At 55.9% G+C, this 24,184-nt stretch carries 22 protein-coding genes; 15 read left to right on the forward strand and 7 right to left on the reverse strand.

All coding sequences use genetic code 11. The features are described 5' to 3' along the window. Positions 1-422: 422 nt before the first annotated feature. Together hrpA and CC94_RS0120245 are read right to left on the reverse strand one after the other, a co-directional pair. Positions 423-4,337: an ATP-dependent RNA helicase HrpA gene (gene hrpA, locus CC94_RS0120240; RefSeq protein WP_005372837.1), complete on the reverse strand. Its 3,915-nt coding sequence runs from the start codon at positions 4,335-4,337 to the stop codon at positions 423-425. An 87-nt stretch (positions 4,338-4,424) separates the two neighbouring features. Next, on the reverse strand, positions 4,425-5,015 hold the full coding sequence (locus CC94_RS0120245) for a Uma2 family endonuclease (protein WP_005372838.1): 591 nt from the start codon (positions 5,013-5,015) through the stop codon (positions 4,425-4,427). Between the two features lie 134 nt (positions 5,016-5,149). Between CC94_RS0120245 and CC94_RS0120250 the strand changes: the two genes are divergently transcribed. Together CC94_RS0120250 and CC94_RS0120255 are read left to right on the forward strand one after the other, a co-directional pair. Next, entirely contained in the window at positions 5,150-6,142 is a 993-nt protein-coding gene (locus tag CC94_RS0120250) for an SPL family radical SAM protein (protein WP_005372839.1), read from the forward strand. Further along, positions 6,130-6,852 (forward strand): SDR family oxidoreductase, encoded by a 723-nt coding sequence (locus tag CC94_RS0120255; protein ID WP_005372840.1) that lies wholly within the window; start codon positions 6,130-6,132, stop codon positions 6,850-6,852. The genes CC94_RS0120250 and CC94_RS0120255 overlap by 13 nt, the downstream gene beginning before the upstream one ends. A gap of 16 nt (positions 6,853-6,868) precedes the next feature. On the opposite strand, the gene CC94_RS0120260 is transcribed toward CC94_RS0120255, so the two are convergent. Next, on the reverse strand, positions 6,869-7,177 hold the full coding sequence (locus tag CC94_RS0120260) for a (2Fe-2S) ferredoxin domain-containing protein (RefSeq protein WP_005372841.1): 309 nt from the start codon (positions 7,175-7,177) through the stop codon (positions 6,869-6,871). Between the two features lie 200 nt (positions 7,178-7,377). Between CC94_RS0120260 and CC94_RS0120270 the strand changes: the two genes are divergently transcribed. Both CC94_RS0120270 and CC94_RS0120275 read left to right on the forward strand, forming a co-directional pair. After that, positions 7,378-7,746 (forward strand): hypothetical protein, encoded by a 369-nt coding sequence (locus CC94_RS0120270; RefSeq protein WP_005372842.1) that lies wholly within the window; start codon positions 7,378-7,380, stop codon positions 7,744-7,746. A 267-nt stretch (positions 7,747-8,013) separates the two neighbouring features. Beyond that, positions 8,014-8,646, forward strand: coding sequence for an FHA domain-containing protein (locus CC94_RS0120275; protein ID WP_005372843.1), 633 nt, complete (start codon positions 8,014-8,016; stop codon positions 8,644-8,646). Between the two features lie 20 nt (positions 8,647-8,666). On the opposite strand, the gene radA is transcribed toward CC94_RS0120275, so the two are convergent. Continuing rightward, positions 8,667-10,040 carry a DNA repair protein RadA gene (gene radA, locus CC94_RS0120280; RefSeq protein WP_005372844.1) on the reverse strand — a complete coding sequence of 458 codons (1,374 nt, stop codon included), beginning with the start codon at positions 10,038-10,040 and terminating at the stop codon, positions 8,667-8,669. 24 nt (positions 10,041-10,064) lie between these two features. Further along, complete coding sequence (locus CC94_RS0120285) at positions 10,065-10,403, reverse strand: hypothetical protein (RefSeq protein WP_005372845.1); 339 nt, start codon at positions 10,401-10,403, stop codon at positions 10,065-10,067. 85 nt (positions 10,404-10,488) lie between these two features. On the opposite strand from CC94_RS0120285, the gene CC94_RS0120290 reads away from it, so the two are divergent. The 5 genes from CC94_RS0120290 (at position 10,489) to CC94_RS21920 (ending at position 16,245) form a co-directional block, all read left to right on the forward strand. Then, a complete protein-coding gene (locus tag CC94_RS0120290) occupies positions 10,489-12,663 on the forward strand; it encodes a type I secretion system permease/ATPase (protein ID WP_031431945.1) in 2,175 nt (724 codons plus the stop codon). Between the two features lie 67 nt (positions 12,664-12,730). Continuing rightward, positions 12,731-14,092 carry an HlyD family type I secretion periplasmic adaptor subunit gene (locus tag CC94_RS0120295; protein ID WP_031431946.1) on the forward strand — a complete coding sequence of 454 codons (1,362 nt, stop codon included), beginning with the start codon at positions 12,731-12,733 and terminating at the stop codon, positions 14,090-14,092. A 176-nt stretch (positions 14,093-14,268) separates the two neighbouring features. Then, positions 14,269-14,793, forward strand: coding sequence for a response regulator transcription factor (locus CC94_RS0120300; protein WP_245619795.1), 525 nt, complete (start codon positions 14,269-14,271; stop codon positions 14,791-14,793). 209 nt (positions 14,794-15,002) lie between these two features. Further along, complete coding sequence (locus CC94_RS25125) at positions 15,003-15,125, forward strand: TolC family protein (protein ID WP_281023964.1); 123 nt, start codon at positions 15,003-15,005, stop codon at positions 15,123-15,125. 61 nt (positions 15,126-15,186) lie between these two features. Next, a complete protein-coding gene (locus CC94_RS21920) occupies positions 15,187-16,245 on the forward strand; it encodes a TolC family outer membrane protein (RefSeq protein WP_051040378.1) in 1,059 nt (352 codons plus the stop codon). 44 nt (positions 16,246-16,289) lie between these two features. Here the strand turns inward: CC94_RS21920 and folP are convergent, their stop codons facing one another. Beyond that, positions 16,290-17,087: a dihydropteroate synthase gene (gene folP / locus CC94_RS0120310; RefSeq protein WP_031431948.1), complete on the reverse strand. Its 798-nt coding sequence runs from the start codon at positions 17,085-17,087 to the stop codon at positions 16,290-16,292. A gap of 111 nt (positions 17,088-17,198) precedes the next feature. On the opposite strand from folP, the gene CC94_RS0120315 reads away from it, so the two are divergent. The 6 genes from CC94_RS0120315 (at position 17,199) to rimI (ending at position 23,162) form a co-directional block, all read left to right on the forward strand. Next, entirely contained in the window at positions 17,199-17,735 is a 537-nt protein-coding gene (locus tag CC94_RS0120315) for a flavoprotein (RefSeq protein WP_005372850.1), read from the forward strand. Then, positions 17,732-19,129, forward strand: coding sequence for a DUF6513 domain-containing protein (locus CC94_RS0120320; RefSeq protein ID WP_031431949.1), 1,398 nt, complete (start codon positions 17,732-17,734; stop codon positions 19,127-19,129). Before CC94_RS0120315 ends, CC94_RS0120320 begins: the two co-directional genes overlap by 4 nt. A 71-nt stretch (positions 19,130-19,200) precedes the next feature. Continuing rightward, positions 19,201-19,944, forward strand: a complete 744-nt coding sequence (pssA, locus tag CC94_RS0120325; RefSeq protein ID WP_005372852.1) for a CDP-diacylglycerol--serine O-phosphatidyltransferase — start codon at positions 19,201-19,203, stop codon at positions 19,942-19,944. Between the two features lie 253 nt (positions 19,945-20,197). Then, positions 20,198-21,742: a 2-isopropylmalate synthase gene (locus tag CC94_RS0120330; protein ID WP_005372853.1), complete on the forward strand. Its 1,545-nt coding sequence runs from the start codon at positions 20,198-20,200 to the stop codon at positions 21,740-21,742. A gap of 75 nt (positions 21,743-21,817) precedes the next feature. Then, on the forward strand, positions 21,818-22,612 hold the full coding sequence (locus tag CC94_RS0120335) for a uracil-DNA glycosylase (RefSeq protein ID WP_005372854.1): 795 nt from the start codon (positions 21,818-21,820) through the stop codon (positions 22,610-22,612). A 10-nt stretch (positions 22,613-22,622) separates the two neighbouring features. After that, a complete protein-coding gene (gene rimI / locus CC94_RS0120340) occupies positions 22,623-23,162 on the forward strand; it encodes a ribosomal protein S18-alanine N-acetyltransferase (RefSeq protein ID WP_005372855.1) in 540 nt (179 codons plus the stop codon). Position 23,163: 1 nt separating this feature from the next. Here the strand turns inward: rimI and CC94_RS0120345 are convergent, their stop codons facing one another. Continuing rightward, positions 23,164-24,111: an integron integrase gene (locus CC94_RS0120345; RefSeq protein ID WP_425357656.1), complete on the reverse strand. Its 948-nt coding sequence runs from the start codon at positions 24,109-24,111 to the stop codon at positions 23,164-23,166. Positions 24,112-24,184: the final 73 nt, after the last annotated feature.

Raw genomic sequence — 24,184 nt, forward strand, 5'->3', positions numbered from 1 at the left:
CCGGGAATTTACCGGTTTCGCCCTCAGCGTCCCGCCGCGATTGCGTAAGCCGCACAGAGACAGAAGCGGCCCGCTCCGTTCCGCGTGCTTCGGAAACCGTTCCGTTCCTTCTTGGCTCTCGACGCTTGACGCGGATCCAATATTTCCTTCACGCGAAAAAGCATCGAAAATATTTATTCACAAAACCTGTGGATAACTTTGTGGATAGATTGTTTTCGGGCTTCCAAAAGTGCCGTTTTTATTGGATTTTGGTTAGTTTGTACAAAAACGAATCAATCCACTGATACAATAAAAAATCAATGACTTACGGATGCATCAAAGATTTTTCACCGTACAGCTTGACATCCTGTAAGCCATTGATTTCATCCTGTGCATAAATGTTATTGAGTCAAAATATCGTGCGAGAATGTTCGAATCCCGGATCAGCCGCGTTCATCCCAGGCTTTTTCGAGCCGTTTCGCGGACACCGGAAATGCGGTCTTCAGTTGCTGCGCATACAGCGACACCCTGAATTCTTCCAGCGCCCAACGGAACGGATCCTGTTCGGGGATGACGGTCTCTTTTTTTGACTTCTTCTCGACATCCTGCCAAAAGCGGATGGCATAACGCTGGATTTCCTGATTTTTTTGCGGATCGTTCACAAACTTGTCCAGCCGGTACAGGACCGCTTTCAAATAACGCGGGATCGCCTTGAGCTGGTCGTACGGGGTGTGCCGGATAAAGCCGGCGTAGATCAATAGGTCGAGCTGTTGATTTACATCTTTGGCCAATGAATCGTTAGGGTTCAGCTTGCCTGTGCGGGCTTTGATGTCGGCGTATTGCAGCATGATATCCGGAACGATCTTGCCGATGTCGTTCGCCGCAGCGATCAGATTCGGCTTCGCCGCTTGTAGATTGCGTTCGAACGCTTCCTTGTTTCGAATCGTCCGGCCCTCGATAAACACATGGCTCAAAATGCAGAACAGCAAATCCTCCTTATACGAACCGGACCGCTGATATTGGATGATCGGATGTTTCGGCAGGCGTTGATAAGCCAGTTCGGCAGCGGCCGATTGCGGCGCGTTTTTCTGGATATAGGTGCATTCCTTACGCAACTGCAATTGGTACAAGCGCATCAGACCGGCCTGATGCTGCTGCGCGGCCTTGCGTTCGGTGTCGAACAGCCGCACGCCGACCGCATCGCCTTCGTCGACGATCGCGGGGTAGCCGATGAACGACTGGCCGCGCTGCATGAACTGGCGCGTATCCGGCAGATCGCCGAACGCCCACTGAATGCAGCCGGTATAATTCAATTCGTCGGCGGCCAGCTGGTCGAAGCTGTCGCCAGCCACAACCCCATGTTTAGCCTGGAGTTTTTTCAGATCGCGACCGTAATCGAGCAGCTTGCCCCGGTCGTCGACGACCCGGAAATTCATCTTTAAATGCTCGGGTAAGGACTCCGGATTCCAGGCGTTCAGCGGAATCGCCTCCCCGGTCAGCTTGCGCAACCGGTTGCCGAGCCATTCGTATAAAGAACCCTTGAAATCCGGCTCGATTTCGAGGCATTTTTTGACCGTTTCCGGCACCGGCACGAAATGCTTCCGGATCGGCTTCGGTAGCGACTTGACCAGCGCGACGCATTTCTCTTCGAGCAGCCCCGGCACCAGCCAGTCGAACGGCGTCTGCGAAACCTGGTTCAACTGATGCACCGGGATGATCGCGGTCACGCCGTCCTCGTCGTGGCCGGGCTCGAAGCGGTATTGCAGCCTGATCGTCAAATTGCCGACTTTTTTGCTGTCCGGATAATCCCACTCGTTCACCGCATGATCCTGCTCGCGGGTCAGGTCTTCCCGGGTCAGAAACAGGCATTTCGGATTGTCGCGCTCGACTTTCTTGCGCCACTGATCGAAGGTAACCCCGTTCACGACCTCGGCCGGGATCTTCTCGTCGTAAAACCGGTATAGCCATTCCTCGTCCTCGATCAGATCGACACGGCGTCCTTTGTGCTGGATATAGCCGACTTCTTCCAACAGTGTCCGGTTCGCGAGATAGAACGGCGCGTTGCTGTGATAATCATGATCGACCAGCGCCGAGCGGATGAAGATCTCGCGCGCCGCCTTCGGGTCGACGTGTTCGTAAGGCACCTTGCGCCCGGCCTGCAGCGTCAGGCCGAACAGCAAGGTGCGTTCGTGCACCGCAGAACGTGCCGCTTTCTTTTCCCAGTGCGGATCGTAATAATTGCGCTTGACCAAATACTCCGCGCATTCTTCGATCCATTCCGGCTCCACCTTCGCGACGGTCCTCGCGTAGATCTTGCTGGTCTCGACCTGCTCGGCCGCCATGATCCATTTCGGCCGCGCCTTGTACTGGCCGGAGCCCGGAAAGATGAAGAACTTCAAGCCGCGCGCGCCAAGATATTCGTATTGCTCGTGCCGGAAACCGATATTCGAGAGCAGGCCCGGCAACAGCGCACGGTGGATTTCCGCATAGCTGGCCGGCACCGTATTGATCTTCAGGTTCAAATCGCCCTTGATCACCTGCATGATCTGCGCGTGGATGTCGACCCATTCGCGCATCCGGATGTAGGATAAAAAATGGTCGCTGCAGTATTTGCGCAGTTTGTTGTTCGACAGATGCTTCTTCTGTTCCTCGAAGTCGTTCCAGAGGTTCAACAGGGTCAGAAAATCCGAATCCTCGTGGCGAAAGCGCGCCTGTTTCGCCTCGGCCTGGGCCAGCTTGTCGGCCGGTTTCTCGCGCGGATCCTGAATGCTCAGCGCCGAAACGATGATCGCGACTTCATGCAGCGCGTGCTGCTTTTCGGCCGCGATCAGCATCCGGGCCAGGCGCGGGTCGGTCGGAAACTTGACCAGTTGCTTGCCGATCTCGGTCAGTTTGCCCTGCTTGTCCAGCGCGTTGACTTCCTGCAAGACGGTCTTGCCGTCCCGAATCATCTTGTCTTCGGGCGGCTCGATGAACGGAAAATCTTCGATGTCGCCCAGGTTCAGCGCAGTCATTTGCAGGATGACGGCCGAGAGGTTCGTGCGCAGAATTTCCGGTTCGGTAAACTCGGGCCGCGCCTGATAATCTTCGGCCGAATACAGCCGGATGCAGATGCCTTCGGCGACCCGGCCGCAGCGCCCTGCCCTTTGGTTCGCGCTCGACTGCGAAATCCGTTCGATCGGCAGACGCTGGATCTTGCTGCGATGGCTGTAGCGGCTGATCCGCGCATGGCCGGTATCGATCACAGCGCGGATGCCGGGCACGGTCAGCGAGGTTTCGGCGACGTTGGTCGCCAGTACGATCCGGATCTTGCCGCCTTTCGGCTTGAACACCCGCTCCTGCTCGCTCGTGCTCAGCTTCGCATATAACGGCAGGATTTCATATTTGCTCGGATGGTGCTTTTTCAGCGATTCGGTCGTTTCCTTGATTTCGCGCTCGCCGCTCATGAAGATCAGGATGTCGCCGCGCACGTCGCGGACCAGCTCGTCGACCGCCTCCAGAATCGCCTGCTGCAGGTTGTCGCTGGTCTCGTCGTTCGCGGTTTTCTTGCCCTCTTCGTCCTGTTCGGTTTCCTCGACCGGCCGATAGCGGATCTCGACCGGATAAGTGCGGCCCGAAACCTCGATGATCGGGGCATCGAAGAAATGCCGGGAAAAGCGTTCCGGGTCGATCGTCGCGGAAGTAATGATCAGTTTTAGGTCGGGCCGCTTCGGCAACAGCCATTTCATGTAGCCGAGCAGGAAATCGATGTTCAGGCTGCGCTCGTGCGCCTCGTCGATGATGATCGTATCGTACTGGTTCAGATAAGGATCGTTCTGCGTCTCGGCAAGCAGAATCCCGTCGGTCATCAGTTTGACCAGCGAATCGGCATGGGTCTTGTCGGTGAAACGGACTTTGAAGCCGACCGACTTGCCGAGCGGCTCGCCGAGTTCTTCCGCGATCCGGTCCGCGACCGTGCGCGCGGCGATCCGGCGCGGCTGGGTATGACCGATGAAACCGCCCGAACCAAGCCCGATCGACAGGCAGATTTTCGGCAGCTGCGTGGTCTTGCCCGAGCCGGTCTCGCCGCAGACGATCACGACCTGATTGTTACGGATCAGTTCGGCAATTTCGTCCTTTTTGCCGGTGACCGGCAGATCGGGAAAATTCAAGACCGGTACGCTCGCCAAACGCTGCCGGCGTCTTTCGGCCGATTGCCCGATCTTCGCTTGCAGCGCAGCCACTTGCGCGATCGGATTCTTGCCTTTCTGATATTCGTTGCGCAAGCGGTCGAGCTGGCGCTTAAAACCGTGCCGGTCCTGGTTTAGGCACTGCGGTAACTGGCGGGAGAGTTGCTTGAGGGTTTCGCTGAGGGACATCAAAACAGCCGGTAAAATGCGGCCATTATACGATAAATAAACCCGAATCAGACCTGCCGGGTTTTCAAAACCTGGCAGGTCTGTAAGCTAATAGTCGGTTGGCAAACGCGCGGCCAGTTCGTCCCACCGGATGACCATCTCCGGCAAAATGCCGACCACGGTTTCGCCTTTCAATTCATAGATTTCCGGCTTGCCGTATTCATCTCCCTGCAAACGGTAAACCGTCAGCACGCGATCGACCGGGTGTACCAGCCAATATTCGCGAACCCCGTGCCGTTCGTAGAGCCGGCGTTTTTTGATCTGGTCGTGGCCGGCGGTTGACGGCGACAACACTTCCACGACCCAGTCGGGAGCGCCCCGTATTCCCCTGCGGTCTATTTTGTCGGAATCGCAGACAACCAACACATCGGGCTGTACGACAGTGTCAATCTGGTCGTCCGATTCAGCATATTTAGGTAAGCGCACATCAATTGGCGCAATAAAAGCTCGGCAGGATTTGCCCTTTAAAGCTTGCCGGATTTGAAAGTAAATTTCCCCCGCAACATCCTGATGCGCCACGTCAGGCGCCGGGGCCATCAAATAAGCCGCTCCGTCAATCAATTCGTAACGCGAATCGTCATGCCAAGTCAAATAATCGCCGTAGCAATGCGACACCGTATCTTTTAAAGCCAAACTCATGATATTACCTCACTTTTTCCGGTTAATTTACGGCAGAATTAGACGGCCTGCAATAGCAACTTAACTTAATTCCGGCATGAAACCCGGAATTTTGTACAATGTAGGACCATCTTTTGCCGCTTTCCTGATCCCCCATGATCGAAACGATTTACATCGAAGAAAACCTGGCTGACCATCCGCGCGTACAGGAAATCGTCGCCCGCTTTCCCGAGGCACGCCGAATTCCCTGCGGGCGCTACGGCGAGGTGTTCAATCCGAAAGCGCAGAATTTCCGGCTGCAAAAACGGCGGCCTGCGCTGATCCTGGCCGAAAAATTCAGGAACTTCGCCTTGCCGGCGCCGGCAGGCTACGGGATCGGCGCACACCGCAATTATTATTTCTCGCACATGCTGAATTGCCTGTACGATTGCCGCTACTGTTTCCTGCAGGGCATGTACCCTTCCGCGCATTATGTGCTGTTTGTCAATTACGAAGACTTTCAGCAGGATATCCGCCGCATCGCCGAAGCGCATCCGGACGAAGCGGTGCATTTCTTTTCCGGCTACGACTGCGACAGTCTGGCGCTGGAACCGGTAACCGGCTTCGCCGCGCATTTTCTGCCGTTTTTCTCCGAAATCCCGAATGCCTGGCTCGAACTGCGCACCAAAAGCGCCCAGATCAGACCCTTGCTGGCGCAGGCGCCCTTACCGCGCTGCATCGTGGCGTTCAGCCTGAACCCCGAGCAAATCAGCGAAAAACTCGAACACAAAGCTCCTTCCCTGCAAAAACGGCTCGATGCGGTCAGAAAGCTGCAGGAACAGGGTTGGCCGGTCGGCCTGCGCTTCGATCCGCTTATTTTTCAACCGGACTACCAGGACCGATACCGGCAATTCTTCGGCCAGGTTTTTGCGCATGTCGACCCGAAGCGCTTGCATTCGGTCAGCCTCGGCGCTTTTCGCCTGCCCGAGCAGTATTTCAAAAAAGCCCAAAAGCTCTACCCCGATGAAAAACTGTTTGCGGGTCCGATGCAGTTGAAGGAAGGCATGATCGGCTATGAAGGTCCGCTCGAAAAAGACATGCTGGCGTATTGCGTCGACCTGCTGTCGCATTACATCGCCTCCGAACGGTTTTTTCCATGCGCAGCGTGAAGCGCGCCATTCTGGTGACCGGCGCCAGCTCCGGCATCGGCCGGGCCGTTGCCCGGCGATTATTGGCGGAAGGGCACGAGGTGATCGGCGTATCACGGGATATTCGTAAATTCAACCACGGACGGGAAGGCTTCCATGCACTCGAACTGGACCTCGCCGATCTGGCCGCCCTGCCCACCCAAATCGCCGGCATTGCCCAACGCTTCCCTGAACTCGACGCTGTCGTATTCAGTGCCGGCATCGGACGTTTCGGGGCGCTCGAACAATTTTCCTATGCGCAGATCGAAACCTTGATGGCGGTCAATTTTACCGGCCAGGCCTTTCTGGCCCGCGCTCTGCTGCCGCAGTTAAAGCGCAAGGCCCGCAGCGATCTGATCTTTATCGGCTCGGAAGCGGCATTGAAAGGCTCCCGCCAGGGCGCGGTTTATTGCGCCGGCAAGTTTGCGGTGCGCGGATTCGCCCAGGCCTTGCGCGAGGAATGCGGCAAAAGCGGCCTGCGCGTTGCGCTGATCAATCCCGGCATGGTCAAGACCGAATTTTTCGACGAGCTGTCTTTCGAACCCGGCGACCACGCCAGCAATTACATTCTGCCGGAAGACGTCGCCGAAACGGTTTCGTATGTGTTGAATTCGCGCGCGGATATCGTGATCGACGAAATCAGCCTGAGCCCTTTGAACAAGGCCGTAAAGTTCAAAAAACCCGACCGATGACCGTCCGTCCGACAGGCTAAATTTTCAGCCGCTCGACGACCCTGCCGCCGATCAGATGCTCCTGAATGATCTCGTCGATATCCTCCCGGTTTTTAAAGGTATACCAGACGGCTTCGGGATACACCACCATCACCGGCCCCTTGTTGCAACGATCCATACAGCCCGCGTTATTGATCCGGCACTTGCCGGGGCCGCTCAATCTCAGTTTCTTGATCTGCTCTTTCGCGTAATCGCGCAGGGTCTGAGGATCATGATCGCCGCAGCTGCTTCTGCCGTCATCGCGCCGATTGGTGCAAAAGAATACATGGTGCGTGTAATAACTCATCACAAAAAATAAAACGGGTTTTGATGCGCGGAATTATACCCGAGCAAACTACGGACCGCGCGAAGAAATGACCAAACCGATTTCTCCGGGCTTAAACTCTGCCCGCCCGATTTTCTGGAGGCGGAACTTTTCCGGCGCCTCCGGAATCTTTTTAATCGTATTTTTCGAATTTCCCCACAACCCCTAATAAGGAAATCGCCATGAAGCCACTGAAAATAACCGTCGCTACCTTTTTCCTCTCGCTCGCTTTCAGCCTGCCCAGCCATGCCGGCAGCACGGACACTCCCGATGAACCGATGAGCATGCAAAAAGGCATGGGAATGAAAGGACCTAAGTCGAAAGAGGAGCTGGAGCGGCATCTGCGGATGAATCAGGAACAGATGCTGAAGATGCACGATCTCTCCAATCGGATTCTGTCCGAAACCGATCCAAAGAAAAAAGAACAACTGAAAAACGAGCAGCTTGAACTGATGAAAACGCACCACGAGCAGATGATGACAAAGCGGATGGAAAAAAAGCAACGTCATCAAAAAACGATGGAAAAACCGGCCCCTAAATCAACCCCATAAATATCCGCCGCCTTTCCTTCCACGGATCATTTCCGGACGCTTCCCCGACAAGCCGGGGCCCGCTCGTTCTGCAATTTTGCGGTTACCGCCAGAACCATCGCGCCTGGCACAGATAACCCCCATCCCGGCAGTTTCTGTCCTTGCCGGAATGGGGCACTGCGAACACATCGTGCGTTTACGCTGATTCTGCAGCATCAGTTGCTTGAATATCAAAAAAAATACTGTCTATAATTTAAGACAGTTATTTTTATCGATCCGCTGAATAAAATGCCAAAACTGACTGTTTATTTCAAAGATAAAGAAATCGAATCCTTCGCGCTCGATGAAGGAAAGGTACGAATCGGCCGCGACGAGACCAACGAAATCATTATAAACAGTCTTGCGATCGCGCCGGTTCATGCGGTAATTGCATTCAGTAAAGGAGTTGCAACGATTAGGGCGTTACAGGATGAATTTCCGATTACCGTGAACGGGGGAAAGACCAAAGAAGCCATTCTCAACGAAAACGATATGATTGCCCTGGGCAAACATCACGTTCTGTTCAATAACGCAAGTTCGGTCGGCGGACCGGAACCGTTTGACGAAACCATCGAAAACGATCCGTCGGTGCCTCTTCTTTTCGGCCTAGAGCCCAAACTGCCCAACGGCAATTTTCAGATCATGGATGGAGAAAATATCGGCAAAATCATTCCGATCAAAAAAACGATGGTACAGTTGGGCCGCCCGGGCCAAGGCATTGTCGTAGTCACCCGGAAAAAAGAAGGCTATTTCGTCTCCACGCTGGAAAACAAAGGTTCGCTGACCGTCAACGGCGAACCGATCGCAAACCGGATCGTCAAGTTGAGCAATAACGACATTCTGGGCATCAACGACAAGTCCCTGCAGTTTTTTCTGAGCTGAGAACGGGCTTTACCGAGGCTCTACAGTTCCGAGGCGATATCCAGTACCTCCGCCAGTGTGGCGACCGGATAGACAGTCAGCTCGTCGATCGGCTTTTTGGGCGCATTCGCTTTCGGTATGACCGCCTTTTTAAAACCGTGCTTGGCAGCGTCGTTGAGCCGGGCGTAACCGTTCGCGACCGGCCTGATCTCGCCGCTCAACCCTACCTCTCCGAAAAAAAACACGTCATGCGGGATGATTTTATCGCGCAAACTCGAAACGATCCCGATGATGATCGCCAGATCCGAACTGGTTTCGGTCACCTTGATGCCGCCGACCACATTCGCGTAAATTTCGTCGTTCGCGGTAAAGACCCCCCCATGACGGGCCAATACGGCGAGCAGCATCGCCAGCCGGTTTTGATCGAAGCCGACCGCAAGGCGACGGGGATTGCCGTACTGGCATTCGGTCACCAGCGCCTGAATTTCGACCAGCAAAGGCCTCGTCCCTTCCCACAGCACGGTCACCACGCTGCCCGAAGAGGGCTTTTCCGGCCGGTTCAGAAACATCGCCGAAGGATTCCTGACTTCCTTCAGGCCCGCGCTGTCCATGGCGAAAAAGCCGAGTTCCCCGACGCTGCCGAAGCGGTTTTTGTCCGCCCTCATCACGCGAAACCGGGCGTCATCGGTAGCGGCCAGAATCACCTGGCTATCGACGATATGGCTCAAGGTCATCGGCCCCGCCAGCGACTGATCCTTGGTCACATGGCCGACCAGAAACAGCGCGACGTTATTCTTTTTGGCATACTGGGTCAGATAACTTGCCGATTCACGCACCTGCGAAACGGAGCCGGGCGCCGATTCGGCCTGCTCGGTGTAAACGACCTGGATCGAATCGACCACCGCGACCTGCGGTTCGACCTCGTCCATGACATCGGCAATCCGCTGTACCGAGGTTTCGGCAAGCATCAAGATCTTGTCGGAGGGCAGCTTGAGCCGATGCGCCCGGTCGGCAATCTGACGCAGCGATTCTTCACCGGAAACATACAGAACCTTAATGCCCTGCTGCGCGATATGGGCGATGATTTGCAGCAAAATCGTACTCTTGCCCGCCCCCGGCGCGCCGCCGATCAGAACCACGCTGCCTTTGACCAGGCCGCCGCCGAGAACGCGGTCGAATTCCGACATGCCGGTCTGAATTCTTTCTTCGCGCGCCCAAACGACATCGGACAGCCATTGCACTTCGGACTTGCCGCCCGCATAGCCGTCCCGGCGTTTATGACGCTCCGCCGTAGCGCCGAGGCGCACTTCCTTGATCGTATTCCAGGCGCCGCAACCGGTGCATTGGCCGCCCCAGCGCGGAAAGTCGGCGCCGCACTCCGTGCAGACGAAGGCGGTTTTCTCTTTTTTGCTCATTCGGTCTGAAGCGCGCTGCGGCGCCTAAAAAATTCTATCGTCCTTGTCGACCAGGTTGGCCAACATACCCAAATCCTCGCGCAGCCGCCTTCGGGAACCGAGCTTACGCTGTACCGCTTCCGGCAATTCGGTAAAAGTAAACACGTTTTTGGCAATCAGCAGTTCGATCAAATCCTCTATCACCCGGATCATATCAGAATCGCTATCCGACAGCGAACGCCGGGTTTGTTCGGTAGGCGCGCAGGATAATAAAAACTGCTGAATCTGCGCATCATCACCGTCCAGCCACTCGGCCTCAGCTTCTGGCGGCGAATGATGCAAGCCAATGATTTCGCCCGCGCCGTTACGGCTGATGTAAGGCATGAGATTTCCTTAAAAAATTATTAATATGCTATTCTAATAAGTTATACAGAATGTGCAATAGCGCCGAATTAAAGAGACCTCCGCCATGGAAAAAGTCATAGCTCCTGCTTTTATTGCCCCAGCACGCCCTTCGCCGCAGCCGAGCGCCCGATTCGACGATCCGTTGTTGCTTTCGCTGCTGTCGATGTGTAAACTTCTGCATACGCCCCAGTCCGCCGATGCCTTGACGGCCGGCCTGCCGCTGGTCGACAACAAGCTGACGCTGCCGTTATTCATCCGGGCCGCCGAGCGGGCGGGACTTTCCGCCGGCTACGTCAAGCGCCCGCTGCAAAAGATCTCGAATCTGGTCCTGCCGGCCGTCCTATTGCTGAACGACGAAAAAACCTGCATTCTGCTCAGAAAGGAAAACGGCCGCTGTACTGTCCTTCTGCCCGAAACCGGCAGCGGGGAAAAAACGCTCACGGAAGACGAACTGGCCGCCGAATACAGCGGCGGCGCCATCTTCATACAACTCGCCCACCAATTCGACGACCGCACCGCCGATTCGATAACGCCGAAAATCAAACACTGGTTTTGGGACGTGATCTACAAGTCCTGGCCCATCTACAGCGAAGTAATGATCGCCACGCTGCTGATCAACCTGTTCGCGCTGGCCTCGCCGCTCTTTGTAATGAACGTCTACGACCGCGTCGTGCCGAACCATGCGGTCGAAACGCTATGGGTATTGGCGATCGGCGTCGCCATCGTGTTTACGTTCGACCTGATCATGAAGGCCCTGCGCGGTTATTTCATCGACGCCGCCGGCAAACGTTCGGATATCATCCTGTCCGCGACAATCTTCGAAAAAGTGCTCGGCATCCGGATGGAAGCCAAACCGGCCTCGGTGGGCACCTTTGCGAACAATCTGCACGAGTTCGAATCGTTCCGGGATTTCCTGACTTCAGCCACATTGACCGCGCTGATCGACCTGCCCTTCCTGTTTTTATTCCTCGGCATCATTGCCCTCATCGGCGGCAAACTGGCGCTGATACCATTACTGATCCTACCGTTGGCGATTCTCGGCGCGATCAGCGTCCAGCAGCCTTTGAAAAGAACCATTTCCGAACTGTTCAAGTTCTCGGCGCAAAAAAGCGCGACCTTGATCGAAGCGGTTTCCAGCCTCGAAGTTTTAAAAAGTACCGGTGCCGAAGGCCAGATGCAGCGGCAATGGGAACAAACGATCGGACAAATTTCCAGACTGGGCCTGAAATCGCGTCTTTATTCTTCGTTGGCAGTCAATCTGACGGCATTTTTACAACAACTGGCATCGGTTTTGATCGTCATCGCCGGGGTCTACCAAATCGCCGAAGGCGAACTGACCACGGGCGCCCTGATCGCCTGTACGCTGCTGACCGGCCGGGCTCTGGCGCCGATCTCGCAGATTGCCGCGCTGTTGACCCGCTACCATCAGGCGCGCGCTTCTCTGGACTCTTTAAACCATCTGATGTCGCTGCCGGTCGAGCGGGAAGCGGGCAAACAATTCCTGCACCGGTCGTCGTTCAGAGGCTCGGTCGAATTCAAAAACGTCTCGTTCAGCTATCCCGGACAGCCAGTCAAGGCGCTGGACAATGTTTCCTTCAAGATCAACGCCGGCGAGCGCGTCGCGATCATCGGCCGAATCGGCTCCGGCAAAAGCACGATCGAAAAACTGATGATGTCCTTCTATGAAGCGCAAGAAGGTGCCATTCTGATCGACGGAACCGACATGCGGCAGATCGACCCCGCCGAACTGCGCCGGCAGATCGGCTATGTGCCACAGGACATTACGCTGTTGTTCGGCAGCGTGAAGGACAATATCACGCTCGGCTCCCGCTACGCAGACGATAACGCGGTACTGACCGCCGCCGAAATTGCCGGCATAACCCAATTCACGAACCGGCATCCGGCCGGCTTCGACATGCCGGTCGGCGAGCGCGGCGCCGGCCTGTCGGGCGGGCAGCGCCAAAGCGTTGCGGTCGCCAGGGCCTTGCTGCTGGCTCCCCCCGTCTACATCATGGACGAACCGACCAATGCGATGGACAACAGTTCCGAAGAGGCCTTCAAGCAACGTTTCGCCGGACAACTCCATCATCGCACGCTGATACTGGTGACCCACCGCGCTTCCCTGCTGACCCTGGTCGACCGGCTGATTGTGATGGACGGCGGCCGCATCGTCGCCGACGGTCCGAAAGAACAAGTGCTCGAAGCGCTGAAGCAGGGACAAATCAAAGTCGCTTCATGAGCTTTAAGGCTTCAGCCATGCCATTAAACAAAGTAATCCGGCCATTCCACAATTCAGCCATTACGCCATGAACCTCCTGAAAAAAATCACCGAATTCAATGCCGAGCAACAGCAATTGTCCGAAGACAGGGATTTTGTTTCCGACATCAATGCGGTCAACCTCTATGGCGTCCCCGTCTATTCGCATCTGATACTGCTGCTGAGTTTCGCCTTCATCGTGATTGCACTGATCTGGGCCAGTTTTGCGACGCTGGACGAAGTGACCCGCGGTTCCGGAAAAATCATTCCTTCCAGCCATGTCCAGATCGTACAAAACCTGGAGGGCGGGATTCTGTCGAAAATTCTGATCGAGGAGGGCGACCAGGTCGTCAAGGGCCAGGAGTTATTGCAACTGGACGATGTCAGGTTCGCGTCTTCGTTTAAGGAAACCAAACTCAAATACTATGAACTGCTGGCCAACAATGCCCGATTGACCGCCGAGACTACGGATCAGCCGCTAGCCATTCCGCAGGAAGTGGTCGAGAATGCCCCCGAGCTTGCCGACCATGCCGAACAGCTTTACCGTTCCCGCCTGTCGGAGCTGGAGGCGTCCACCAGCGTACTGGCGCAGCAGGTGCGTCAAAAAGAGCAGGAATTGGTCGAATTGAAATCGAAGCAGGAGCAGCTTTCCCGCAGTTATCAACTGCTGCAGAAAGAAGTCCAAATGTCCGAGCCTTTGGTCGCCAACGGCGCTTTGTCCGAAGTCGAGATGCTCCGGCTGCGGCGCAGCGCCAACGACCTGCTTGGCGAGTTGAATTCCGCAAAGCTGGCGATTCCAAGAATTCAGGCCTATCTGAGCGAGAATAAAAACAAGCTGGCCGAAATGAAAATCCGCTTCCGAACCGAAGCATTAAAAGAACTGAACGAAACCAAGGCCGAGCTCGACAGAACGAAAGCGTCGACGCTCGCGCTGGAAGACAGGGTAACGCGGACGCGCATTCTCTCGCCGGTCAACGGCACGATCAAACAGCTTAAGATCAGCACAATCGGCGGAGTGATCCAGCCCGGCATGGACCTGCTCGAAATCGTCCCGATCGACGACACCCTGCTGGTCGAAGCGCAGATCCGGCCGGCCGACATCGCTTTTTTGCACCCCGGACAGGATGCGATGGTCAAGCTGACGGCTTACGACTTCTCCATTTACGGCGGCCTGAAAGCCAAACTGGAGCATATCAGCGCAGACACGATCATTAACGAGGAGGACAAAAAAAGCTATTACTTGATCCGCCTCAGAACCGATAAGAACTATCTGGAAAAAAACGGCGAAAAGCTGCATATCATTACCGGAATGAATGCGGATGTCGATATTCTGACCGGCAAAAAAACCGTTTTGGACTACCTGATGAAGCCGATTCTGAAGGCTAAACAGCATGCAATGAGGGAACGATAAAAGACAGGCTTCGTTTGGACTTTCCCTCTTTCAAATACCGACTCAAGGATCATCGGCAAGTGGCGAACATTTTAATTTCGGCAGCTAACCGGGACACGGCGGATCAATGGACTGCGCACCTTGCGGCCGAATACGGCGTTTCAATCGCAAACGGCCACCTGCCCTCGGCAGACTTCGTGCAGAAAGAACAGGCCGAAATGGCGATTGTGGACGGCGAACTACTCGCCGGTGAATCCTCCGCTCTTACCCCTCTCATCCGTATAGGCTTAAAAATCCTGGTTATCGGCAAAAACTGGCCCGCAGAGAAGCAAATCGATTTACTGATCGCCGGCTGCTACGGCTATTGTGAACGCGACGCCGTCGCGGAAGTGTTGCCGAAAGCCGTCAGCAGTGTCATAAAAGGTGACATCTGGATTCCCCGGCAACTGATTTCCAAAGTCATCGGCATGCTGGCTACATTGAGTTCACGTGGAAATCAGGCCAATACCCGTTACCGCAATAAAAAAAAGAATCTGGACCTTCTGACGCAGCGGGAAACAGATGTCGTCAAAATGCTGGGCGAAGGACTGAGCAACAAGTCGATCGCCTCCATGCTGAATATTTCCGAACGCACGGTCAAAGCGCACTTGACTTCGATATTTCAAAAGCTTGAGGTTGAGGATAGGCTACAGCTCGCCTTATTATTAAAAGATAATAATTGACCCTTAAAGTAAAATTATATTAAGATTAATTGAACTTCAAGTATAAATATTAATTATACATTTTAACATATTGAGTTTATTAATAAATTGAGGCATCTCTTATGAGGTTGAATATCGGCACTGCCATATTGGCTGGCTTAATGTCCGCAAATGTAACGGCGGAAACCTTACAGGAAGCAGTACGGAAAACAATTAAGGAAAACCCTGATTTGCAAAGTTTCAAGGATGCCCGGCTGGCGGCAGAAGAACAAATCGCCCAGGCCCGCGCTTCGTTTTTTCCGACCATCGACCTGCAAGGCGGCTACGGCTTCGAACAACCCGACAACGCGTAACCGAGCGGTCACTTCGATCAACCAGACGGTAAAACCCGTCGGCAGCAACAAGCTCGGCACCGTGGTTTACGACCGGGCCGAATCCTCGATTCAGCTCCGGCAAATGCTGTTCGACGGTCTGGCGACGCCGAATGAAGTCAGCCGGACCAAAGCCGCCACCAACGCACGCGCCTTCCTGGTGTATAGTCAATCGGAATACCGCGCACTGGAAGCGGTGCAGGCCTATCTGGACGTTTTACGCGCGGAAGAACAGTTACAGGTTGCCAAAGAGAACTTCGAGGCCCACCTCAGCACCAACGATCAAATCACGATGCGCAGCCAGCAAGGGGTCGGCAAAAGAGCCGATATCAACCAGTCGACCGCCCGGGTTTCGAGAGCCGAAAGCAATCTGCGTAGCGCGGAAGGGAATTTGACCGACGCCAAAACCCGCTATTTGAAAGTCGTCGGCGCTTTGCCCGGCAAGCTTGAAACGCCTGCCGGTCCTGACGGCAAGCTCCCCAAAAACATCGATGAAGCCGTCGAAGTGGCCGTTGCGAGCCACCCACAGTTGAAATCGGCCAATGCCGACATCGAGGAAGCGCATTATCAACACGAAACCGCCGCCGCGCCGTTCATGCCGCGCGTCGATTTCGAATCCGGCGCCACTTTCAACAACAACCTCGACGGCATTCCCGGCAAGAACGAAGACGTCACTGCCATGGTCCGCGTCCGCTACAACATCCTGAACGGCGGCAAGGACCTAGCCCGCAGGCGGGAAACGGCGCATCAAATCTCCCAGGCCAAGGACATCCGGGACAACACTTATCGCGAGGTCGTACAGAACATGCGCGAATCCTGGGTGGCCTACGTAACGCGCCAAAGCCAGTTGGAATTGAACAAGCAATACTGGGAAAACAGCATCAAGGCGAGAGAAGCCTACCAAAACCAGTTCAATATCGGCCAACGCACCTTGCTGGACTTGCTCGATACTACGAACGAAATGTTCATTGCCCAAAGCAACTACATCGATTCCAAATACGAGGAGCTTTTCGCGGCTTACCGGATTCTGGCCGCCGAGGCGAGTTTGAACAATTATCTGGGCGTTGCGCTGCCGGAAGAATCCAAACTGCTGGAAAACTGATCTAAAAAAGGCTCCCTTAGGGAGCCTTTTTCATTATGCCGGCTTCATCGACGTGCCCGGCTCTGCCTGATCGCCCAGGCAACGTCCGCCGCCTGCCGGTTTTCCTTCACGTCATGCACGCGGAACAGCTTGACGCCTGCCATCACACCCAGCGCGGTCGTGACTGCGGTCGCGGTCACCAGCTCGGCCGGCTCCCGAACATTGCACAACGAGCCCATGAAACGCTTGCGGCTCGTCCCCAGCAGTACCGGATAGCCGAGTTCGACGAACGCATCCAGATGCGCCAACAGATCGAGATTATCCCGTTTGCGCTTACCGAAACCGATGCCGGGATCGAGGATAATCCGCTCCCTTTTGATACCGGCCTGCAAAGCCGCCTCGACGCGCCCCTGCAAAATCGACCTGACTTCGCCGACCACATCGTCATAATACGGATTGTCCTGCATCGTTTTCGGCGTTCCCTGGCTGTGCATCAGCACGATCTGCGCATCCCGGCGCGCCGCCAGCGTCAGGATGCCGGGGTCGCCGGTGCCGCCCGAAACGTCGTTGATCATATCGGCTCCCGCCTGCAAGGCCGCCTCGGCGACTTCGGACGACGTCGTATCGATACTGATCGACAAACCGGGCAATCGGCCTCTGACCGCCTCGATCACCGGTACGACCCGACGGATTTGTTCCGCGACCGGCACCGGATCGGCTCCCGGCCGGGTCGATTCGCCGCCGATATCGACGATATCCGCGCCGTCGACCGACATCCGCTCGGCCTGCAGCATCGCCGCGTCGACCGTGGCATATTTTCCGCCGTCGGAAAAACTATCCGGCGTCACGTTCAAGATTCCCATGATCAGCGGCTTTTCGAAAGACCCCAACAAAATCCAACCCCCCTCTGTACGAACTGCGGCCAAACCTTCGAGTATAATACCCAGACCTTATACAGCCCAAATAAATAATTGATGGATAAACCGCGCTTAGCCTGGGCCATTACCGGCTCCGGGCACTATATCAAAGAGTGCCTGGACTTTCTGTTGAGGCTCGACCACGTCGATTTATACATCAGCCAGGCCGGCGAAGAGGTGCTCCGCATGTACGGCTACGACCTGAAAAACATCCGCGAACTTATGCCGGTTTACCGCGACAAGGCCGCCTCGGCGCCGCCGGTCGGGCTGTTCTACAAAGGCTATTACCATACCTTCGTGATGGCGCCCGCTACCTCGAACACGGTCGCCAAATGCGTACTGGGCATCTCCGACAGCCTGGTCACCAACCTGTATGCGCAGGCCGGCAAATGCAAAGTGCCGAGCATCGTTTTCCCCTGCGATACCGCCCCCGAAATGGAAACCACCGCACCCGGCGGCAAGGTGATGGTCTATCCGCGCAAGATCGATCTCGAAGGCACGGCGAAACTGCGCACATTCGAATACACCACCGTCGTCGATACGGTCGAAGACCTGATCGTCAAGGTCGAAGCACGCCTGAAGGCCGTCGCATGAGCGAACACATCCTGTTTCTGACCGGCAAACTGGCGGAAAAACAGCTGCGTGCAATCCTCGAAAAGATGCAGCCCAAATTCCGCTATACGGTGCACCAGCTTGGCGTCAAGGTCGCCGCGCTGATGACCGCGGACATGATCGGGCGCCGGCTGACCGACACCTTCGGGGCCGACCGGATCATCGTGCCCGGCCGCTGCCGCGGCGATCTCGAAAAATTGTCGGCGGACAAAGGCCTGCCGATCGAACGGGGACCGGACGAACTGAAGGACCTGCCGCAATACTTCGGCCAGGCCGCGCATAAACCCGATTTGAGCCGTTACCGGGTCAAGATTTTCGCCGAGATCGTCGATGCGCCGAATCTGAGCATCGAAGCGGCCATCGAACGCGCGCGCTACTATCAACGGAACGGCGCCGACGTGATCGATATCGGCTGCCTGCCGAGCACGCCTTTCCCGCAGATGGAAGCGATGATCCGCGCGCTGAAGCGGGAGGGCTTCCAGATCAGCATCGATTCGCTGAATCCGGACGATTTGCTCAAAGGCGGGAAAGCCGGTGCCGACTTCCTGCTCAGCCTGCACGAAAGCACGCTGTGGATCGTGGACGAGGTCGAATCGACGCCGATCCTGATTCCGGAAAAGCATGAAGACCTGGACTCGCTCGACCGCAGCATCGCCGCCATGCAGGCCAGGAACCGCGCCTTCATTGTCGACCCGATCCTCGACCCGCTGCATTTCGGCTTCACCGAATCGGTCGTGCGCTATCACGAAGTCAGAAAGCGCCACCCCGGCGTCGAAATCATGATGGGCGTCGGCAACCTCACCGAACTGACCCATGCCGACACCGCCGGGATGAACGCGCTGCTGCTCGGTATTTGCTCCGAACTGAACATCAACCAGATTTTGGCAACCGAAGTCAGCCGACACGCCTGCCGCGCGATCAAGGAAGCCGATCTGGCCCGGCGCATCATGCACGCGGCCAAGGAACACAACATGCTACCGAAGCACATCGATCCGGGCCTGATGGCGCTGCACGAACCCTCGCCTTTCCCCTATTCTTTCGCAGAGATCAGCGAACTCGCGTCACAAATCAAGGACCCGAGCTACCGGATCCAGATCAGCCTCCAAGGCGTGCATATTTTCAACCGGGACGGCATCAACACCGCGGCTGACCCGTTCGAGCTTTTCCCGAAACTCGGCGTCGAAACCGACGGCGGCCATGCTTTTTACCTCGGCGTCGAACTGGCCCGCGCCGAAATCGCCTGGCGTCTCGGCAAACGCTATACCCAGGATGAGGCCCTATCCTGGGGCTGCGCCATCGACCGGGACGAGCGCACGGTCGACCTGCACACCTTCAAACCTGCCGGCACTACGCTGCAAAAGAAAGAACCCCATTAGGCTAGGTAAGGCTTGCCCGCTCATTGTATAATTTGCGGAATTTTATCGAGACAAAAAGGATTGATTACAGCATGACTGCCAAAAAGCCGTCCATACGCCGCCGCGGTATCTATTTGTTACCCAATTTGTTTACGACAGGCGCGCTTTTTTCGGGATTTTATGCGATCACGTCCGCGATCGACGGGCGCTATGAAACCGCCGTCATTGCCATGTTCATTGCGATGGTGCTGGACGGGCTCGACGGGCGGGTCGCCCGGCTGACCAATACGCAAAGCGAATTCGGGGTGCAATACGACAGCTTATCGGATATGGTCTCGTTCGGTGTCGCGCCGGCGCTGGTCATGTATTTATGGGCTTTTTCGGGCCTCGGCAAAGTCGGTCTGTTCGCCTCGTTCGTGCACATGGCCGGCGGCGCCCTACGCCTGGCCCGCTTCAATACGCAGGTCGAAACGGCCGACAAACGCTATTTCCAAGGCCTGCCGAGCCCGGCCGCGGCCGCGATTCTAGCCGGCTTTATCTGGTTTGCGACCGAATACCAATACAGCGTGAGCTATCTGAAATATCCCGCGCTGTTTTTGACGATGGCGACCGGCCTGCTGATGGTCAGCAATTTCCGCTATTTCAGCTTCAAGGGCATCGACCTGAAAGGCAAGGTGCCGTTCGTGTTCGCGATCGTCGCGATGCTCGGCATTGCGTTCATAATGGCCCAGCCGCAATCGATGCTGTTCTTTTTGTCGGTAATCTATGCAGTGTCAGGCCCGGTGTTGACGCTGGTCTTGCGCCGGCGCCGCCGGATGCAGGCAAGAAAATCCTAAAATCCGCTTGAGGATGGGCGTTCTTTCGCGTATATTTCAACTATGTCCACACGATACCCTTTCATAGCCCATTCCATACCGGCCGCTTACCAGGCCGCTTCCTTGCTGTTGCCGGCAACTTCCCTGCTGTCTCTGAGACTACTGCTGCCCTGAGGGGCACATAATCTCGACTTTACAGAATCGTATTACAAACCCGTTTTTTTAAATCCGCAGCAAGGCATGCGTGGATGATTCTCCATGCAGGGAGTTTTTCATGAAAGACAAGTTAATCATTTTTGACACGACGATGCGCGACGGTGAGCAAAGCCCCGGCGCTTCGATGACCCGCGACGAAAAAATCCGGATCGGCCGGGCGCTGGAGCGCCTCCGGGTCGACGTGATCGAAGCCGGCTTTCCGGCCGCCAGCCCCGGCGATTTCGAATCGGTCCAGGCGGTCGCGAATGTGATCAAGGACAGCACCGTCTGCGGCCTGGCGCGCGCACTGGACAAAGACATCGACCGCGCAGGCGAAGCGCTCAAAGGCGCCAGCCATGCCCGTATCCATACCTTCATCGCGACCTCGCCGCTGCACATGCAGAAGAAATTGCAGATGACGCCGGACCAGGTGATCGAATACGCGGTGCGTGCCGTCAAACGCGCCCGCCAGTATACCGACGACATCGAATTTTCGCCCGAGGACGCGGGCCGCTCGGAAGAAGACTTTTTGTGCCGGATCCTCGAAGCGGTGATCGATGCGGGCGCGCGGACCTTGAACATTCCCGATACGGTCGGCTACAGCATTCCGCAGCAGTTCGGCGCGACGATCAAAAACCTGATCGAACGCATTCCGAATTCGGACAAGGCGATCTTTTCAGTACATTGCCATAACGACCTGGGCCTCGCGGTCGCGAACTCGTTGTCCGCCGTGATGAATGGCGCGCGCCAGATCGAATGCACTATCAACGGCCTCGGCGAACGCGCCGGCAACGCTTCACTCGAAGAAGTCGTGATGGCAGTTCGCACCCGTCAGGACGTCTTCGCCTGCGACACCGGCATCGACACGCGCGAGATTCTGACCTGCTCGAAGCTGGTTTCTTCGATCACCGGTTTCCCGGTACAACCGAACAAGGCGATCGTGGGCGCAAACGCGTTCGCGCACGAATCCGGCATTCACCAGGACGGCGTACTGAAAAACCGCGAGACTTACGAAATCATGCGCGCCGAGGACGTCGGCTGGACCGCGAACCGGATGGTGCTGGGCAAACACTCGGGCCGCAATGCGTTCAAGAGCCGGATGACCGAACTGGGCCTGGTGTTCGATTCGGAAGAAGAGCTGAACGACGTCTTCATGCGCTTCAAGCAGCTCGCCGACAAGAAACACGACATTTTCGACGAAGACTTGCAAGCCCTGGTCTCCGAAGCAAGCTTCGAGGCCGAGGACGAATTCATCAAGTTGATTTCGCTGAAAGTCTGCTCCGAAACCGGCGAAGTCCCGGTCGCACGGGTCACCCTGCGGATCGACAATCAGGAAGTGACCGGCGAAGCGGAAGGCGGTGGCGCGGTCGATGCCAGCCTGAAGGCGATCGAGAACCTGGTGCAGTCGAAGGCCAGCCTGGAATTGTACTCGGTCAACAATATCACGAACGGCACCGACTCCCAGGGCGAAGTGACCGTACGCCTCGAAAAGGGCGGACGGATCGTGAACGGCCTGGGTGCAGATACCGACATCGTGATCGCCTCGGCCAAAGCCTATGTGAATGCGGTGAATAAATTGCAGAGCAGCGATTTGCGCCAGCATCCGCAAAAAGGGAATGTCTGACCACGGCGGCTGTCTTATCGAGCAAAGGACAGGGTCCAGCGCCCTGCCTTTCCCTCGATTTTACGGAGTCTGACGATGGACGACGCGATTCGCCTGCTTTATCTCGAAGCGATGGGCATTACTGTCTGGAAGCCTAAAGCCTCGAACAGCCCTGTATCCGTCCCGCCTTCTGCCGGCGCCGGCAATACGCCGCCTGAAGCCATCGCTCTACACAATGAAGACCCGCCTTATGCGGCACCGACGTCTCCCTTACCTCCCCCTGCCTCAATCAGCCTCGCGGCCAGCAGCGACTACGCAGCCCCTGACGATGTCGCGGAAATGGACTGGGACACGCTGGAAAAGACGGTCTCAACCTGCCCGAAATGCCGCCTTTGCGAAACCCGCACAAAGACCGTCTTCGGCAGCGGCGACAAGAAAGCCGACTGGCTGATTATCGGCGAAGGCCCCGGCCAGCAGGAAGATTTACAGGGCCTGCCTTTCGTCGGCCCGGCAGGGCAACTGCTGACCGAAATGCTGCGCGCGATCGGACTCGGCCGGAACGAGGTCTATATCGCCAATATCGTAAAATGCCGCCCGCCCAACAACCGCGATCCCAAACCGGACGAAGCGGGCGCCTGCCGTCCCTACCTGGATCGCCAGATCGCGCTGCTCCAGCCGAAAATCATCCTGGCGGTCGGCCGTATCGCCGCGCAATCGCTGCTAAGCTCCGATGCCCCAGTTTCCAGGCTGCGCAGCCGCGTCCATACTTTAAATCAAACGCCGGTTGTTGTAGTCTATCACCCTTCCTATCTGCTACGCTCGCCGAACGAAAAGAAAAAGGCTTGGCTCGATTTGCAACTGGCACTCAATACCTATCGAGAACAACAATAAAAGGTAAACCATGCGCGGACTTCTGGACAAAATCAAAAACTATGTCATTTACGACGCCGACCGGGACTTCTACGCCCGCATCTTTCCGGAATCGGTTTCCCCGACCGACCTGCTCAGAATGCGCACGATGACCCATGCCGACCTGCCCGGCGTGCTCGCAATCGAAAACCAGAATTACGAATTTCCCTGGGGCGAAGACATTTTCATCGACTGCTTCCGGGCCAATTACCAATGCTTCGTTTGCGAAGATTTGGACAAGATCGTAGGCTATTGCATTCTCTCGATCGGCGCGGGCGAGGCGCACATTCTGAACATCAGCGTCGATCCCGGCTCGCAAAAGCAAGGCATCGGCCGAAAAATGCTCGAACACCTGATCGAAACGGCCCGCGGCAAGGCTGAAACGATATTCCTGGAAGTCCGGCCGAGCAACATCGTGGCACTGGGTCTTTATAAAAAAATGGGGTTCAACGAGATCGGGATCCGCAAGGGCTATTATCCCGCCACCGAAGGCCGGGAAGACGCGTTGATGCTGGCGATGGAGTTGTTTTAGCCTAGAGGTTATCAAGAGGGCTCGTTACTCCCTTACCGCCCCTGTTCAGCACATGCGTGTAAATCATTGTCGTCGAAACATCCGCATGGCCGAGTAATTCCTGTACCGTACGAATGTCATAACCACCTTCCAGCAAATGCGTTGCAAACGAATGGCGGAAAGTATGCGGCGTGGCCGCCCTGGTCAAGTCCGCATCGCGCGCCGCCTGCTTTACCGCCCGCTGTATCGCCTGCTCCTGAATGTGATGACGGCGAACTTCACCGCTTCGGGGATCGGTCGACAATTTTGCGGCCGGAAACACATACTGCCAAATCCATTCTTTTGCCGCGTTCGGATATTTCCGCGCCAGCGCATGCGGCAAATAGACCGCGCCATAACCTACCGCCAAGTCGCTCCGATGCAATTCGCGCACTTTGACCAAATGCGTCCGCAACGGCTGAATCAATGAGACTGGCAACATCGTAACCCGGTCTTTGGCTCCCTTGCCGTCGCGGATCAAAATTTCCTTACGCTGCATATCCACATCCTGCACCCGAAGGCGCAGGCATTCCATAATCCGCATACCCGTGCCATATAAAAGGCTGGCGATTAGCCAATGCGTACCGGTCAATCGCGACAAAATTGCCAGCATCTCGTCCCGAGTCAATACCACCGGCAAACGTTTGGGCGCCTTCGCCTGTTCAACATTTTCCAGCCAAGGCAGTTCCATATTCAACACCTCCTTGTACAAAAACAACAAAGCGCAACGCGCCTGGTTCTGAGTGGAAGCTGACACGTGGCCCTCAACCGCCAAATACGTCAAAAACCGCTCCACCTCGGGCGCACCCATATCGCGAGGATGTTTCTTGCCGAAATACAGAATGAAGCGTTTTATCCACTCCGTATAAGCCTGCTCCGTACGAATACTGTAATGCTTCAGGCGGATTTTATCCCTGACCTGATCAAGCAACTTAGGAGACTGCCCAGAAATATTTTGTGATGGGTGTTGCATTTTATTTAGGATGTGATAATTTTTCGCATAT

It is taken from the genome of Methylomicrobium agile (assembly GCF_000733855.1).
Taxonomy (GTDB): Bacteria; Pseudomonadota; Gammaproteobacteria; order Methylococcales; family Methylomonadaceae; genus Methylomicrobium; species Methylomicrobium agile.

Bases quoted from the DNA above. Each gene is read 5' to 3' on its own strand.
- hrpA (WP_005372837.1), bottom strand. From the start codon at position 4,337: ATGTCCCTCAGCGAAACCCTCAAGCAACTCTCCCGCCAGTTACCGCAG.
- CC94_RS0120245 (WP_005372838.1), bottom strand. From the start codon at position 5,015: ATGAGTTTGGCTTTAAAAGATACGGTGTCGCATTGCTACGGCGATTAT.
- CC94_RS0120250 (WP_005372839.1), top strand. From the start codon at position 5,150: ATGATCGAAACGATTTACATCGAAGAAAACCTGGCTGACCATCCGCGC.
- CC94_RS0120255 (WP_005372840.1), top strand. From the start codon at position 6,130: ATGCGCAGCGTGAAGCGCGCCATTCTGGTGACCGGCGCCAGCTCCGGC.
- CC94_RS0120260 (WP_005372841.1), bottom strand. From the start codon at position 7,177: ATGAGTTATTACACGCACCATGTATTCTTTTGCACCAATCGGCGCGAT.
- CC94_RS0120270 (WP_005372842.1), top strand. From the start codon at position 7,378: ATGAAGCCACTGAAAATAACCGTCGCTACCTTTTTCCTCTCGCTCGCT.
- CC94_RS0120275 (WP_005372843.1), top strand. From the start codon at position 8,014: ATGCCAAAACTGACTGTTTATTTCAAAGATAAAGAAATCGAATCCTTC.
- radA (WP_005372844.1), bottom strand. From the start codon at position 10,040: ATGAGCAAAAAAGAGAAAACCGCCTTCGTCTGCACGGAGTGCGGCGCC.
- CC94_RS0120285 (WP_005372845.1), bottom strand. From the start codon at position 10,403: ATGCCTTACATCAGCCGTAACGGCGCGGGCGAAATCATTGGCTTGCAT.
- CC94_RS0120290 (WP_031431945.1), top strand. From the start codon at position 10,489: ATGGAAAAAGTCATAGCTCCTGCTTTTATTGCCCCAGCACGCCCTTCG.
- CC94_RS0120295 (WP_031431946.1), top strand. From the start codon at position 12,731: ATGAACCTCCTGAAAAAAATCACCGAATTCAATGCCGAGCAACAGCAA.
- folP (WP_031431948.1), bottom strand. From the start codon at position 17,087: ATGGGAATCTTGAACGTGACGCCGGATAGTTTTTCCGACGGCGGAAAA.
- CC94_RS0120315 (WP_005372850.1), top strand. From the start codon at position 17,199: ATGGATAAACCGCGCTTAGCCTGGGCCATTACCGGCTCCGGGCACTAT.
- CC94_RS0120320 (WP_031431949.1), top strand. From the start codon at position 17,732: ATGAGCGAACACATCCTGTTTCTGACCGGCAAACTGGCGGAAAAACAG.
- pssA (WP_005372852.1), top strand. From the start codon at position 19,201: ATGACTGCCAAAAAGCCGTCCATACGCCGCCGCGGTATCTATTTGTTA.
- CC94_RS0120330 (WP_005372853.1), top strand. From the start codon at position 20,198: ATGAAAGACAAGTTAATCATTTTTGACACGACGATGCGCGACGGTGAG.
- CC94_RS0120335 (WP_005372854.1), top strand. From the start codon at position 21,818: ATGGACGACGCGATTCGCCTGCTTTATCTCGAAGCGATGGGCATTACT.
- rimI (WP_005372855.1), top strand. From the start codon at position 22,623: ATGCGCGGACTTCTGGACAAAATCAAAAACTATGTCATTTACGACGCC.